This is a genomic window from Chryseobacterium indologenes (genome assembly GCA_016025055.1).
GTDB lineage: Bacteria > Bacteroidota > Bacteroidia > Flavobacteriales > Weeksellaceae > Chryseobacterium > Chryseobacterium indologenes.
Window position 1 is genome coordinate 4,651,725 of sequence record CP065590.1, and the last position, 15,009, is coordinate 4,666,733.

Annotated in this window: 16 protein-coding genes and 2 pseudogenes; 8 read left to right on the forward strand and 10 right to left on the reverse strand. The window is 38.1% G+C overall.

From position 1 onward, the window contains the following. Positions 1 to 114: 114 nt before the first annotated feature. The 5 genes from H3Z85_21490 to H3Z85_21510 form a co-directional block, all read right to left on the reverse strand. Entirely contained in the window at positions 115 to 576 is a 462-nt protein-coding gene (locus tag H3Z85_21490) for a hypothetical protein (GenBank protein QPQ51755.1), read from the reverse strand. A 30-nt stretch (positions 577 to 606) separates the two neighbouring features. Continuing rightward, positions 607 to 1,017 carry a VOC family protein gene (locus tag H3Z85_21495; protein QPQ51756.1) on the reverse strand — a complete coding sequence of 137 codons (411 nt, stop codon included), beginning with the start codon at positions 1,015 to 1,017 and terminating at the stop codon, positions 607 to 609. Positions 1,018 to 1,120: 103 nt separating this feature from the next. Then, positions 1,121 to 1,534 (reverse strand): VOC family protein, encoded by a 414-nt coding sequence (locus H3Z85_21500; GenBank protein ID QPQ51757.1) that lies wholly within the window; start codon positions 1,532 to 1,534, stop codon positions 1,121 to 1,123. A gap of 78 nt (positions 1,535 to 1,612) precedes the next feature. After that, entirely contained in the window at positions 1,613 to 2,203 is a 591-nt protein-coding gene (locus H3Z85_21505; protein QPQ51758.1) for a Crp/Fnr family transcriptional regulator, read from the reverse strand. A gap of 205 nt (positions 2,204 to 2,408) precedes the next feature. Then, positions 2,409 to 3,620 (reverse strand): DUF763 domain-containing protein, encoded by a 1,212-nt coding sequence (locus H3Z85_21510; protein ID QPQ51759.1) that lies wholly within the window; start codon positions 3,618 to 3,620, stop codon positions 2,409 to 2,411. 137 nt (positions 3,621 to 3,757) lie between these two features. On the opposite strand from H3Z85_21510, the gene H3Z85_21515 reads away from it, so the two are divergent. After that, complete coding sequence (locus H3Z85_21515) at positions 3,758 to 4,339, forward strand: redoxin domain-containing protein (GenBank protein ID QPQ51760.1); 582 nt, start codon at positions 3,758 to 3,760, stop codon at positions 4,337 to 4,339. A 10-nt stretch (positions 4,340 to 4,349) separates the two neighbouring features. On the opposite strand, the pseudogene H3Z85_21520 reads toward H3Z85_21515, so the two are convergent. The 5 genes and pseudogenes from H3Z85_21520 to tpx all read right to left on the reverse strand — a co-directional run bounded on the left by H3Z85_21520 (position 4,350) and on the right by tpx (position 7,163). Continuing rightward, a pseudogene (locus H3Z85_21520) lies at positions 4,350 to 4,753 on the reverse strand (VOC family protein). Positions 4,754 to 4,767: 14 nt separating this feature from the next. Next, positions 4,768 to 5,115 (reverse strand): VOC family protein, encoded by a 348-nt coding sequence (locus H3Z85_21525; GenBank protein QPQ51761.1) that lies wholly within the window; start codon positions 5,113 to 5,115, stop codon positions 4,768 to 4,770. Between the two features lie 87 nt (positions 5,116 to 5,202). After that, the gene (locus tag H3Z85_21530; protein QPQ51762.1) at positions 5,203 to 5,892 is read right to left on the reverse strand and encodes an alpha/beta hydrolase; all 690 of its coding nucleotides are present in this window, start codon (positions 5,890 to 5,892) and stop codon (positions 5,203 to 5,205) included. Positions 5,893 to 6,009: 117 nt separating this feature from the next. After that, positions 6,010 to 6,590: pseudogene (locus tag H3Z85_21535) on the reverse strand (Crp/Fnr family transcriptional regulator). Positions 6,591 to 6,662: 72 nt separating this feature from the next. Beyond that, positions 6,663 to 7,163, reverse strand: a complete 501-nt coding sequence (gene tpx / locus H3Z85_21540) for a thiol peroxidase (GenBank protein ID QPQ51763.1) — start codon at positions 7,161 to 7,163, stop codon at positions 6,663 to 6,665. A 326-nt stretch (positions 7,164 to 7,489) separates the two neighbouring features. Here tpx and H3Z85_21545 point away from each other — a divergent pair, with 326 nt between their 5' ends. The 7 genes from H3Z85_21545 to H3Z85_21575 all read left to right on the forward strand — a co-directional run bounded on the left by H3Z85_21545 (position 7,490) and on the right by H3Z85_21575 (position 14,979). Next, positions 7,490 to 9,709, forward strand: coding sequence for an NADP-dependent isocitrate dehydrogenase (locus tag H3Z85_21545; GenBank protein ID QPQ51764.1), 2,220 nt, complete (start codon positions 7,490 to 7,492; stop codon positions 9,707 to 9,709). A gap of 497 nt (positions 9,710 to 10,206) precedes the next feature. Beyond that, positions 10,207 to 11,187 carry a heme-binding domain-containing protein gene (locus H3Z85_21550; protein QPQ51765.1) on the forward strand — a complete coding sequence of 327 codons (981 nt, stop codon included), beginning with the start codon at positions 10,207 to 10,209 and terminating at the stop codon, positions 11,185 to 11,187. Then, a complete protein-coding gene (locus tag H3Z85_21555) occupies positions 11,184 to 11,624 on the forward strand; it encodes a hypothetical protein (GenBank protein QPQ51766.1) in 441 nt (146 codons plus the stop codon). The genes H3Z85_21550 and H3Z85_21555 overlap by 4 nt, the downstream gene beginning before the upstream one ends. Before the next feature lie 165 nt (positions 11,625 to 11,789). Beyond that, positions 11,790 to 12,806 (forward strand): sensor histidine kinase, encoded by a 1,017-nt coding sequence (locus H3Z85_21560; GenBank protein QPQ53975.1) that lies wholly within the window; start codon positions 11,790 to 11,792, stop codon positions 12,804 to 12,806. After that, positions 12,787 to 13,548 carry a response regulator transcription factor gene (locus H3Z85_21565; GenBank protein ID QPQ51767.1) on the forward strand — a complete coding sequence of 254 codons (762 nt, stop codon included), beginning with the start codon at positions 12,787 to 12,789 and terminating at the stop codon, positions 13,546 to 13,548. The genes H3Z85_21560 and H3Z85_21565 overlap by 20 nt, the downstream gene beginning before the upstream one ends. Positions 13,549 to 13,768: 220 nt before the next feature. Then, positions 13,769 to 14,545: a DUF1223 domain-containing protein gene (locus H3Z85_21570; GenBank protein ID QPQ51768.1), complete on the forward strand. Its 777-nt coding sequence runs from the start codon at positions 13,769 to 13,771 to the stop codon at positions 14,543 to 14,545. 41 nt (positions 14,546 to 14,586) lie between these two features. Beyond that, a complete protein-coding gene (locus H3Z85_21575) occupies positions 14,587 to 14,979 on the forward strand; it encodes a DoxX family protein (GenBank protein QPQ51769.1) in 393 nt (130 codons plus the stop codon). The last annotated feature ends 30 nt before the right edge of the window (positions 14,980 to 15,009 follow it).

Here is a 15,009-nt window from a genome sequence, read left to right on the forward strand (position 1 = left end):
GTGATTTTTATAGATTAGATAATGGCAGCCTGCATCTTTAAACAGTAGTTTGCAGATGAGACCATGTTTTATATCGTGACGAATGCACGATTTTTTTCTTTGTCTTCTGCATATTTATTTTATCGCTCCGGATTTCCCCAGAAGTCTTCGAATGTAACCAAGCTGTCCGCTATGGTAATTTTCGTGAAAACAAAGGGTTGCAAGATCTTTAATTTGATCCTGATTAAATTTTTCAATACTATTGAATTTTGCATCCAGTTTATCCTGAGACTGTTTCAGGTAAGATTTTAATTCTTCAAAATTCAGAAATTCATCTTTCCTGTCCACAGCGAGAACTCCTCTGTTATAAAATGAAAACTTTTCATTCTCCCAAACCGGCTGATCTCCCAGTACATTTAATAATCCGTTTCTTACATAAAGTAAATGACCTAACACCCAATTCATACAATTGGCCTCACCATTAGGAAAAATCATGGATTCTTCGTGAGTAATGCCTTCTATATTCAAAAAAGCTACTTGGGTCGTTATAGATGCCTGATTTTTCACTAATTCTATATCGTTTGATTGTGTTTCCATTTGAAAGATATTACAGGTGATTGTATTAAATTATTCTGTAGGTAACTGAGACATATCTGCAAACATGACTTCCCACTGATGGCCATCAATATCTGCAAAAGCACTTTGATACATCCATCCGTGATCCGTAGGTTCGCTGTATGTTGACCCTCCGTTTTCTACTGCAGTTTTTACCATTTGGTCGACTTCATCACGATGATCAACCCCGATTGCAAGAAGTACCTGCGTTGTATCACCTTTTGCATATGGCCTGTTGGTGAATGTCTGGAAAAATTCTTCTTTCAGGAACATCGTGTAAATATGATCTTCCTTCATCACTATACATACGGCTTTTTCATCAGAAAACTGTTCATTGACAGAAAAGCCTAACTTCGTCCAGAATGCTCTGGTTTTTTGTACGTCTTTTACAGGTAAATTGACATAAATCTGGTTAATTTTCATATTATATTTATTTTGGTGTTAAACTTTTAAACAAAATTATGAAGAGGAATTAAAAATATACTTGTCATACGGCAAGATTCGTTTCCTTCGCCTGATTGATGGTCTAAGGTAGTGCCGGCATTTGAGACAGATCTGCAAAAGTTATGTTCCAGCCATGCCCGTCCGGATCCCAAAAAGAATTTTGATACATCCAACCGAAATCTTCCGGCTCTTCATGCTGATAAGCTCCGTTTTCCAGAGCAGTATTCACGACATGATCTACTTCTTCCCTGCTACTGAGTCCTATGGAAACCAGCACCTGGGAAGTATTAGCCGGTGCTAAAGGTCTGTCGATAAAAGTTTGAAAATAGTCTTCTAAAAGGAACATGACATAGATGCTATCTTCATTCATCATAACACAGACAGCTTTATCATCCGAAAATTGTTCGTTAACAGGAAAACCCAGCTTTGTCCAGAATGCCCTGGTTTTCTGAACATCTTTCACCGGAAAGTTCACGTAAATTTGATTCGCTTTCATTTCGTAATTTTTTTAGTGTTAATCTTTTATCCAAAATTACCAAGGTGCAATGAAAGCCTACTTGCCATAAGGCAAGATTTAATTTTTCTTGGGATGGGAAACCAATTCTTTGCGGATACGGCTCAAAGAAGTATCGGTAACTCCCAGATAAGAGGCGATTTGCTTTAAAGGAGCAAACTGTATCACTTTAGATTTCTGTTCCAGTAGATTGAGATATCTTCTGGTAGCAGAAAGGGTAAACATTTCCACAGATCGTTGTTTGTATTCAAAGAGTTCTTTAGACATCCATGCTCTTCCCCATTCTCTGAGATTCGGTATTTTATGAAACAACTCCTGAAAAGTTTCAAAATCTAGTTTCCAGCATTCACAATCTGTAATACAAACAATATTTTCCTGGGAAGGCACTCTCTGAAAAAGGGATAAGACTTCTATAATAATCTCATTATCTGCAAAAAAATGAGTGGTAACTTCGTTTCCGTTAAAATCATTGACATAGGAGCGGGCAAGCCCTTTTTCAAGGATGTAGTATGCGTTGGAAGTTTTCCCTTCTTCAAGTATAATGTCACCTTTCTGGAAAAATACTTTTTCATGGGCCTGAAATATTTCATCCAGTTCTTCCTTCATGAAAAATGGGAAATCATAACAGATTTCGAGGGCTTGATTGGTCATTGTGATGATGTTTTTTTAAGTCTTTAAAAGTAAAATTTTTAATTGAATTAAGTGTAAAAAATTTAAACAAATCAATTAAAAAAGCTAATAAAACAACTTTATCAACCTACTATCAGACAGTTTCCGCCAATAAAATCAATTTAAACAAAAAAAATAAAACCTTATCAAACCTGTGATTTTTCCGGTCTTTTAAGAAAAATTTTTTTTAAAATAAAGACAGCTGTATAGATTGTGGTGACTTAGGTTTCTGAGCATCTCCAAAAACCGTTTTACCTCCAAATCGCCATGAATTCTGCCTTTCCTCCTCAATAACTTCCTGAATGTCGAAGTCAGGAGTAAAGTCTTTTTCTGTAGCAGCTACTATCTGATGAAGTTTGTTGAGTGTATTCAGCTTATCAGAGTTTCCGAGCTTGGATTTTTCTATTCCTTTTCGAAGAATTGTAATGCTCTCATCGTAGGTATTGACAGGTACCGGAAAAGGATGTCCGTCTTTTCCTCCGTGAGCAAAAGAGAATCTGGCCGGATCTTTAAATCTTGACGGGGCTCCGTGAATCACTTCACTCACCAAAGCCAGCGACTGCATTGTTCTCGGGCCTACGCCTTCCAGCATCAGCAAATCTTCAAAATTCTGAGGCTGCTGCTCGCGGGTTACGTACAGGAGAGCTCCCAAACGCTTCAAATCAACATCTGAAGCGCGCACATCATGATGATCAGGGAGAATAAGTCTCGAAAAATCGCTCATGACTTCTGCTGAATCTGTGTGGGAGATATCCAGAATTCCTTTTCTATTTTCAGAAGCTTCAGTATCGGTAAGGTTAAGAATTTTCCCTCTTGAAAATCCGTTAATCCCGGTATGAGGCTCTTCAATGAATGATTTTATATTTTCAGAATGCCAGTGATAACGTCTTGCTGTACCGTCAGACTCATGCATTCCCTGCTGAATCACGCTCCAGCTTCCGTTATCAGACAATACAAAATTGTGCAGATACAATTGATAACCATCCTGAATTGCGGTATTATCGACTTTTGCGGAAAGCTTACTGGCCCTTACCAGCTCCGTTCCGTTCAATCCTGTTTTATCGGCGATACGAATTAATTCTGCAGGGGTTTCTCTTGAAAATTTTCCTTTTCCGCCGCAGATATAAAGTCCCAGCGATTGTGAGTTGGGATTAATGGAACGTTTTAAAGCACCCATTACGGAAGTCGTTATGCCAGAAGAATGCCAGTCCATTCCCATCACCGCTCCAAAACTCTGGAACCAAAACGGATCTGCCAGCCGGCGAAGAACTTCATCTTTACCATAATCCATCAGAATAACTTCAACAATAGACAAACCAAGTACAGACATGCGTTCATATAGCCAAGGTGGTACTTTGCCATAATGAAGGGGTAAATCTGCGGTTCCTGAACGTTTCATTTCTGAGGTAAAAAGCAAAGTTAGTTTTAAAATTTTAAAGCGTTCATGATTTGGGTCAACTTTAACTTCACCCGGGTCGGAATGAAAAATTGGAAATGTTCTATTTTTATATGATTTTTGCCTGACAATAACCATGTATGAAAAAAATATTATTATTCCTGAGCTTTTCTTTATTAACCATTTCCTGTCACAACAAGAAAGAGGAATCTTCTGCTAACAAGATAGATGCCATGCGAAAAGAATGGCTGAAAAACAGGCTTGATTTCTTTTCAGGAGCTACACCTGCCTATTTTTCAGCAAAAACAATTGACGGAAAGACATTCAATTCAAAAGATTTTAAAGGGAAAAATCTCATGATCTTTATCTACAGTAAAACATTTCTGAAAAAAGATCCTCAGGCCAGTTATAATATGCTGGACGACTGTAATGGACTCTACACCAGCTATAAAGATAATGTAGGTTTTATCGGCATCCTTGAAGGAATGATAGATAGAGAGAAAGACCTTCAGCCGATTTTGAAAGATGACCTTTTTGAGTTTGATCAAATCGACAATACAAAATCTCCGCATAAGCAGGAACAACTGAAATATAATATCTATTGTACTCCCGCTAAAATCCTGATTGATTCGCGCGGAAAAGTGATTCATTCCAGCTGTGGTGGTGCTGCAGATGAGGAGCTCATTCGTAAATTAGACAGTATTAAGGGAGGACAGAAATAATTATCTCAACTCATTCATGGGAATGAAGCTTTAGAGCACTGTGTTTCTCTGTATCAAATTTTTCGTTGAAAATAATTTTATTACCAAAAGGATCATGTACGGTGAAAGAGATAGCATCATAGAAAGCTTTTTCAAGACCCGGGCGATTGTATTTGTAGTTTTTATCAATAAGTTCTTTATGATAGTCGGCAACATCTTCTCCCCAGATGAAAACACTGCTTCCCGGGCTTGCATCCCCGTGGTGCTCGCTCAGATGAAGGACAAGATTATTCTTTTTACTTCCATGTAAACAGGAGTATTTTCATCAAAATGATGCTCCCAGACGATTTCGAAACCTAACCAATCTATGTAAAACTCAAGGGTTTTCTGATAATCAAAAATTCGAAGAACGGGAATTACTTGTTCTGCTTTCATACCGTAGTCTGTTTTTATTTGTGAGATAATATATTAATCAGTTTCCCGAAGGGATCTTTCACAAAGAACCTGCGTACGCCCCAATCTTCGTCTGTGATGTCGTATATGATTTTAAAACCTGCATTTTTCATCATTTCATGCATTTCCTCTACATTATCCACTTCAATGGAAAGGTCGGGCACCTCTGTACCATTACCACCCTGAGCAGCAAAACTGATCTGGACCTTCGATTCTTCTTCACTCCCCAGAGTTTTAATCCATCCATGATCCATCACAATCTCCAGGCCTAAAATCTCATGATAAAAAAGGTGAGCTTTGGAGAGGTCATCAGCTTTTATATTGGCTACAATTCTTTTAACCATTCTGTATCTATTTAAATTAATAAAAAAGCCTTGTGAAATTACACAAAATTCCACAAGGCCCGGTACCTATTTGTATATTTCTGAGAGCTAGAGCGAAGACGCCGCTTCCAGAATAAGTTCTGTAACTTCTTTTGGATGTGAGGCCAATGAAGCATGTCCTGCATCTAAAGTAATAATTTTCTTTGGCTGAAGCCGTTCCGCCATTTCTTTTTCTGTTTCCGCAGGAATCATCCGGTCATTTGATGACACCTGATACCAGCTTGGCTTCGTCTTCCAGGCCGGCTCACCAGCTTCGTCTCCAAAACATTGTCCGTGGATAGGTTTTTGCGAAAGTGCCATTACCAGTGCTTTTTCATCATCCAGATCCTGGCAGAAGGCAGATTGAAATTCGTTATATTTAATCCATAAAAACCCTTTACTATCAGGATAAATACTGGCACCTCCCGGAGATTCCCGTCTTCCTAAAAGTGCTCCTAAGCTGTCTCCGGAGTCCGGTGCAAAAGCTGCAATATAAACCAATCCTGCTACCTTATCATGATTCCCTGCCCCGGAAATAACGGCTCCTCCATAGGAATGCCCTACCAAAAGGACGTTTCCGTCCTGAGCATCAATAAGGTCTTTGGTTTTATTGATATCATCCTGTAATGATGTCAGTGGATTTTGAACGCTTCGTACTTTATATCCCGCTTTTACCAGGGATGGAATTACATATTGCCAGTGAGAGCCATCGCCCCATGCTCCGTGTACCAAAATAATGGTCAGATCTTTTTGTTCCATAATGCTAAGTATTAAAATTTGATGATCATAAAGCTACAACCTTATGCATCTGCTGACGTTAACTTAAGTTAATTAAGACAAAATGAGCTTACAATTTGTGGTACCTGTTGTATACAACTAATTCACAATTCTCCCTCTGATGCGGCTTAGTGATTGTTCCGTCACTCCAAGATAGCTCGCAATATGTTTCTGGGCTATTTTCTGGAAAAGGAGCGGTTGTTTCCTGACAAGATGTACATATCTGTTTTCCGGAGAAAGGCATAACAGGTCATCAATTCTTTTTTTGCGTCCAGATAGATTTTTTCACTCATGATCCGCCCAAATTTCTGCCAATAGGCTTCTTTCTCATAAAGTGACTGTAAGTGATCTTTGCTCAACAGTAAAATTTCACAGTTTTCCAGGGCCTGGATGTTCATGTTGGATACGGTATCGCAGAGGATACTTTCATAATCTGTAAAAAATTCATTTTCAAAATAGAATCCGAAATTGATTTCCCGTCCCTGATCATTAATGTAGAAGCATCTGATCGTTCCTTTCTTAATAAATCCCAGATATTTGCACTTTTCACCCTGCCTGATAAAAAATTCAGATTTTAAAAGCCGGGTATCTTTCAATAAGGCATAAAACTCATCAAAATGCTCCTGATCTACCTGAAACAATTCTCCAAATTTTCTGTAGTTATCTGACATAATTTTAATTTGTGTTTTCTAAAAATAAGAAAAGCCTTGCAAAAAATTACTTTTGCAAGGCTTTTTAACAAAATTATTTTATTACTTTAATGCTGCAAGGGCTGCCTCATAGTTTGGTTCGTTGGCAATTTCTGAAACCTGCTCAGTATAGACTACTTTATTATTTTCATCGGCAACGATTACCGCGCGGCTTAGCAAGCCTTTCAACGGAGAATCAGTAATGGTTACTTCATAATCGTCTCCGAAACTGCTTCTGAAATCTGAAAGAGTTTCAACATTATTTAACCCTTCAGCGGCGCAGAATCTTCCCAATGCAAAAGGAAGGTCTTTTGAAACATTGATTACTACTGTATTTTCAAGGTTTGAGGCTTCTTCGTTGAATTTTCTGCTGGAGGCTGCACAAGTAGGAGTATCAATACTTGGGAAAATATTGAATACTTTTTTCTTTCCTTCAAAATTTTCCAATGTTTTTACATTTAATCCTGAATCTACCAAAGCAAAATCTTTGATAGTTGATCCAACTGATGGTAATGCTCCTATAGTGTGTACTTCGTTTCCTTTTAAAGTGATTGTCGTTGACATAATATTTATTTTTTTAGTTTTTCAAATGTAGTTAAAAAACAATTTTTTTCCGAGCATTTCAAGGTTAAATTAATCTTAAAGTAAAAACGGCGGATTTTTTCTGAGAATCAGTTTTTCAAATATTTTTTAAGCCGACACGATCTGCTCTCAAAAAACCAGAAGGCTGAATTTATCATGACCTTTAAAACGAACGGAAACTGCATCATGATCTAAATATAAAAGGAAAGACGCAGCAGCCTCTTTTTTTTATGGAAATATCCCAAATAAAACAATGATATTTAGTAAATTTGTGGAACTTAAAATTTCAAATAAAAAACAACAGTATAATGTCAGACAAATCAAAAATCTATTACACACTTACTGATGAAGCACCAATGTTGGCGACTCACTCATTTTTACCTATTGTAAAAGCTTTTACTAAATCGGCAAATATTGAGATTGCAGTTCCCGATATTTCTTTGGCAGGAAGAATTTTAGCCAACTTCCCTGAATTCTTAACAGATGATCAGAAAATTGGTGATGCTTTATCAGAACTAGGACAACTGGCTACTCAACCTGACGCTAATATTATCAAATTACCAAACATTTCAGCTTCCGTACCTCAATTGGATGCGGCTATTGCTGAATTACAGGCAAAAGGTTTTGCGGTTCCGAATTATCCTGCAGAACCTAAAAATGATGACGAAAAAGCAATCAAGGCTAAATATGCTAAGGTATTGGGAAGTGCTGTAAACCCTGTATTAAGAGAAGGAAACTCTGACAGACGTGCTCCAAAGGCTGTTAAAAACTATGCTAAAGCAAACCCTCACAGAATGGGTGACTGGGCATCTGACAGCAAAACTGACGTAGCCCACATGAACAATGGTGATTTCTACGGAACAGAAACTTCAACAACGTTGGAAAATGCTACAAAATACAGAATCGTATTCAAAGGGAATGACGGTTCTGAATCTGTATTAAAAGACTTCGCAGGTCTTCAGGCTGGCGAAGTGATCGATTCTTCCGTAATGAACTTGAATGCACTGAAAGCATTCGTTCAGGAAGCTATTGAAGAAGCTAAGAAAAGAAATGTACTTCTTTCCGCTCACCTTAAAGCTACAATGATGAAAATCTCTGATCCGATTATTTTCGGAGCTATCGTTGAGACTTTCTTCAAAGAAGTATTCACTAAATATGCTGAGACTTTCAAGTCTTTAGATATCAACCCAAACAACGGTCTTGCTGATCTTTTTGAAAAAATCAAAGGAAATGCTCAGGAAGCTGACATCAAAGCTGATATTGAAAAAGCTCTTGCTGAAGGACCAAGAGTGGCGATGGTAAATTCTGACAAAGGAATTACCAACTTCCACGTACCTTCTGATATTATCGTTGACGCATCTATGGCTGCTCTTGTAAGAGGCGGAGGTAAAATGTGGAACAAAGACGGAAACGTAGAAGATACCGTTTGTATTATCCCGGACCGTTCTTATGCTGGGTTCTACCAGTCTGTAATCGATGATATGAAAGCCCATGGTAAACTGGACCCTACGACGATGGGATCTGTTCCGAACGTTGGATTAATGGCTCAGAAAGCTGAAGAATATGGTTCTCATGACAAAACTTTCCAGTTATCAGCTGACGGAACTGTAGAAGTGCAGGATGAAGCAGGAAATGTTCTTCTTTCTCAAAAAGTAGAAAAGGATGATATCTTCAGAATGTGTCAAACTAAAGACGCTCCTATTCAGGACTGGGTAAAATTAGCGGTAAACAGATCAAGACTATCTGATACTCCTGCTATCTTCTGGTTAGATAAAGGAAGAGCTCACGACAGAGAAATCATTAAAAAAGTAGAAAAATACCTTGCTGATCACGATACAACAGGTCTTGACATCAGAATTCTTGATGTAAAAGATGCAATGACTGAAACATTAAGAAGAGCAAGAGAAGGTAAAGATACAATCTCTGTTTCAGGAAACGTATTAAGAGATTACTTAACTGACCTTTTCCCAATCCTTGAACTAGGTACTTCTGCAAAAATGCTTTCTATTGTTCCATTAATGAACGGTGGTGGTTTATTTGAAACAGGTGCCGGAGGTTCTGCTCCAAAACACGTTGAGCAATTCCTGGAAGAAGGATACTTAAGATGGGATTCTTTAGGAGAATTTTTGGCGCTTCAGGCTTCTTTAGAACATCTTGCCCAAACTCAGAACAATACAAAATCTCAGGTGTTGGCTGATGCATTGGATGAAGCGAACGCTAAATTCTTAGCTACGGATAAATCACCGGCAAGAAAAGTAGGACAAATCGATAACAGAGGTTCTCACTTCTATTTAGCAATGTACTGGGCTGAGGCTTTGGCTAACCAGACTGCAGATGCAGAACTGGCTGCTCAATTTGCTCCGATTGCACAGGCAATGCAGGAAAATGAGGAAGTAATCAATGCTGAATTAATCGGTGCTCAAGGTAAACCTCAGAACATTGACGGTTACTACAAAACTGATACTTACAAAACATACGAAGCAATGAGACCAAGTACTGTTTTAAATGAAATTATTGACGGAATTTAATCTCCTGTTTTGATATAAATAAAAAAGCTCCTTTAAAAGGAGCTTTTTTATTGGTATAACAGGTGAAAATACCCTTAACCTGGAATCAAACGCTTTCCAACCTTGGAAACATAAAATCTACAACCTGCGATTTTATCTATTCTCTTACATCAGTATTTCTGTGCACTCACCACCAATTAATTATTTTGGTGAAAATCTTATGCAATATCCGGTAGATTCATCTTCGAACCGCATAACAATTTTACACAATTAGCACTTATCTGGCTGACAAATGCCTTTCCGGTGTATTACCGGAAAATAGTCCATTGGTGATGGTGATATTACTTTATACAACCTCTAATTTTAAAATATGCCGGTAATTATTTACCGGTATTTTTCGTCCTGAATTTTCAGCGGATAAAATTCCTGACTGACCTTATGATTTGTCCGGTTTACCCTTTTCCCTATTTCATAAAGTCAATCTACAGCCTAGTTTTGAGCAAAAAATAAAACTCATTATGAATACTGCAAAGAAAAAAAGAAACCCGATCGCCATAGTCTTTCTGGCTATATTAGGGGGTTTCGGAGGGCTGCAGCTCTTCAGCAGGCCTCTCGAAGGCAAACCTGTTACCGGAAAAATAGAAGCTCCCAAGGAAGTTATTTCCATTCTTGAAAAATCATGTTTCAACTGTCATTCCAATCAGCAGGATTTGAGTTGGTATGACCGGCTCGCTCCTATTTCGTGGGCAGTGAACAAGGATGTTCACAGAGCAAGGGAAGTTCTTAACTTTTCGGAATGGGACAAACTCTCTCCGGCTGATCACAAAGGAAAAATGTACGCGATTTTAAATATGATGCAAAGTGGTAAAATGCCCCTTCATGAATACACGGTTCTTCATCCGTCTTCCAACATAACAGCTAAGGATGTTGCAGTGATCAAAAAATACACGCTGTCATTAGCGGGTACTCCATCAGCAAAACCAAAAAATACAGTGGCAGAAGCCATCGCAACTATACCTGCAACTTCCCACTCCAAATTTCCGGTTTCTCCCAATGGTGTTGAATATACAGATGATTTTAAAAACTGGAAAGTCATCAGCATGAGTACATTCTTCGACAACTCGATCCGGGTTATTTATGGTAATGACATTGCTGCAAAGGCTGTTGAAACAGAAAACTTTCACCCATGGCCGGACGGAAGTATTGTCGTCAAATCAGTATGGAAACAACAGGAACTTCCGGATGGGGAAATCAGGGCCGGAGAATTTATTAATGCCCAGTTTATGGTTAAAGATTCAAAAAAATATACCGATACCGAAGGCTGGGGATTTGCCAAGTTTTCAGGAAATGATCTCCATCCGACAGGAAAGTCCGCAGCATTTGCCAGAGAATCGTGCATTGCATGCCACCGGCAACTGGCAGAGAAGACAGGCTATCTGTTTGACGTTCCTATGAAAGTAAATACCCAAAGATTAATTCAAAACATACAGAAAAAATGAAAAGTATCTTATTCATCCTTTTCGCAAGTTGCATCTCACTGGTGTCCTGCGACAAAGAATATCCTAATGATAATGGCTTGGCAAGAGTTGTTTTTGATCCGGGAAATCTGAAATTTATTTCCACCTCTATGAATCCAAAGAAAGGGACAATGTCTGCTCTTTATGGAAATCAGGCAGCGTTGGAATCTCTTTCAAAAGAAGAGATGAAACCGGAACCCGGAAGCGTGATGAAACTGGTTATCTGGCGTTATCATGACAATCCCCAGTATTTTGGAGGAACAATAAACGGAGAATTGCTCAGTGTGGAAACGGTTCTTACAGACCAGCAAGGAAATATTTCCTATGATGTTAAAAATAATCAGGGCAATAAAGCGGTTCAGGCCCAGACAGAGCGGATTCAGTATTTTATGAGTTATCGCCCAGTCAAAAGACCATAACTCCAAGGAGCTCTGAGGTCATATTTCTGCAAAGGAGTCAGAACACAAACAAAAATAGCTTTAAACAGGCTGATATCGGGAATAAAATATTTTCTATTTATCATAATATTTTATTTATTATTTCAATAAAAACATTAATTTAACTTCTTCAAATCAACAATTTTGATACAACAACAAAAAATAAAAATATCACAGGCAGTTATCTGGATAAGTTCTGTTTTCCTAGGAATCTTATCATCAGTACCTCAACTTGCCTCCCATGAGTTCAACTGGAAAGAAGCCATTGTGAATTCCGTACTCACTGCAGTATTTTCTGTCATCATGTGGTATCTCAATATTTACATGCTGAATAAAACAGCCGGCAAACGCAACCAGCACATCTCGTATTCAAAACTGATGATTATCCTCGCTTTCGGAATGGTAATTATGTTTGGGCTGGCATGGATTCAGCAACTGATTCTTTCTCATATCAATTTCGGACCTGTAATGCTGATGGTAGAAGTACGGGGAATCCTGATTAACCTTGTGTGTTATATGTTTTTAACCTTACTGCAAAACAATTACACCGGACAGCAGGTACAGTTGGAACTGGAAAAAGTAAAAAGCGACAATCTGGGCGCCCAATATGAACTTCTGAAACAGCAGATCAACCCACATTTTCTTTTCAACAGCCTGAATACCTTAAAACTGATGGCAGAAACCAATGACACGGAAACCGTTGATTTTATTGTCAAACTTTCAGACTTTTATCGTTTTACTCTTGAGAGCAGAAAGCTGGATCTCATCAGCGTCCGCGAAGAAATGAAGATTGTAGATTCCTATCTTTTTCTGCAAAAAGCCCGTTTTGGAGATGGAATTACTTTCACCAACGAACTGGATTCAAAAACAGATTGTACGCTTGTACCGCCATTTACACTTCAGCTTCTGGTTGAAAACTGCATCAAACACAATGTAGTTTCTCAAAGTAAACCTTTGCACATCAAAATATACAATACCGACGATGTTCTTATTGTCGAAAATCCCATTCAGCGAAAAATGGCCGTTGAAGATTCCTTAGGAGTGGGACTTGACAATATTACAATGCGCTACAAACATTTATTGGAACAGGATATCAGTATTCATTCAGACGAAAAAATTTTCCAGATAAAACTCCCATTAATTCATGAATATCATCATCATTGAGGACGAATTCCGAGCAGCAAAATCTCTCCAGAATTTAGTCTTAGACTTAAGGCCCGACTCCCGGATCCTGGGAGTCTACGACAGTATCGAAGCCAGTATTGATGCTTTATCAAAGGACATGAAGCCTGATCTTATTTTTATGGATATCCATCTTTCCGACGGACTTTCATTTGAAATTTTTAAAGCAATTGAGATCACCTGCCCGGTAGTTTTCTGTACCGCATTTGATCAGTATATGCTGGATGCTTTCAAAAGTAAAGGGGTCGATTATGTATTAAAACCTTTTTCACGTGAAGACATCGCCGAAGCTTTAAAAAAGGTTGATGAGCTCAAAAAATTCTTTCAAAAGAATGAACTTCCCGATCTGGAATCATTGCTTCAAAAAATCAATCAACCGGAAGGTAAGAGTAATTTTCTTGTTTTTAAAAATCAAAAATATTCGACGATTCCTACAGAGAGCATAGCCTATTTCTATATTCATAATGAAATAACGCATCTGGTTACTTTTGCGAAAGAGCAGTTTCAACTTACCCAACCGTTGGGACAGATTGCAGAACAGGTCTCGGATAAACAATTCTTCAGAGTCAACAGGCAGTATCTTGTTAATTTTAAAGCCATCAAGGAAATGGAACATTATTTCCAACGTAAAATCCTTGTGAAACTCGTTATAGAAACACCTGAAAAACTGTTGATCAATAAAGAGAAAACGCATAGTTTCTTTACGTGGCTGGAGGCGCGATAGGTGAAATAATTGATAATTGATAATTGATAATTGATAATTGATAATTGATTGTATAAATTTTACAATGAGAAATATTTCAGGGAAGGAATTGAGCAACTTGCGGTGATCAATTTTTATAACTTATATTTTCAGGGTTCAACCTTTTATTTGTCCGGTTGAACCCTTTTTCTATTCTTTTGGCTGTGCAGAGTATCTACTTTTGAATCAAAATTAGAAAGACATGATCCTAAAAAACTTAATCACAGCAGGTACTTTCACCTCATTATTATTTGCAGCATTTGCATTTGCCCATACAGAAAATACTGTTCAAAAAGATTCTGATCCCGCTTCGGGAGCCCGTGGTTTTGCGGTTCTTGAGCTGTTTACTTCAGAAGGTTGTTCAAGCTGCCCTCCGGCCGATGATCTGATGGGAAAAATTGAAAAAGAATACAGCAAACAACCGGTCTACATCCTCTCCTATCACGTGGATTACTGGAACCGCCTTGGATGGAAAGACAGATTCAGTAATGCAGGAAACTCGCAAAGACAGCAGCAGTACAGCAGGATTTTAAGGTCACAGACTTATACCCCTCAACTGGTTGTCAACGGCCAGACTGAATTTGTAGGTTCTGATAGCAATGCGATACAATCCGCCATTGAAAAAGCTCTATTTTCGTTAAAAAACACGGAAATTGGCCTTAACGCTACAGTTTCAGGACAGCAAGCTACTGTTCATTACTCAACGCTATCATCAGATCCTGCCAATGTACTTCTAATTAATTTAGTGGAAAAACAATCCTCCACCCAGGTGGGAAAAGGTGAAAATGAAGGCCGCCATCTACATCACTGGCAGATCGTTCATCAGCAAAATTCCATTTCTTTAAACAGGCAAAATCAGGGGAATACGACGTTTAAACTTCCTGAAGGTTTCACACCTGCGCAATGGGAAGTGATAGCTTTTATCCAGAATCCCAAAACAGGAAAAATTTTCGGATCGGCACAAACTCAATTCAATTAATTTTTATTCAACAGTCCATTACAACACTTTATCTATTACAAATGAAAACAAAAACAACAAAAGTCATCTACTGGTCAGGCGCTATTTTTATGTCATTATGGTTTGGGGCAAGCGGTTTCTTCGAGCTGACAAAAAATCCTGTCGTATGGGATATTACCCGACAATTGGGTTATCCTCCGCATTTTATTTATATCCTGGGAATCTTTAAAATTGCCGGTGTTCTGGTTCTCCTTCTACCCAACAGATTATTAAGAGTAAAAGAATGGGTGTTTGCAGGAATGTTCTTCGATATTATTTTTGCGTTCTTCTCCAAATTTGCAGTTCTAGGTTTTGCAGCTACCATTGATGCTGTGATTGCATTTTCTGTCTTATCATTAACATATTTAATGTTTAAAAAATTGTATACAGCAGAATTAATTTTTGGAGAGGTATAGTGAAAGGTTTGAAATTAGCAATTACTTATT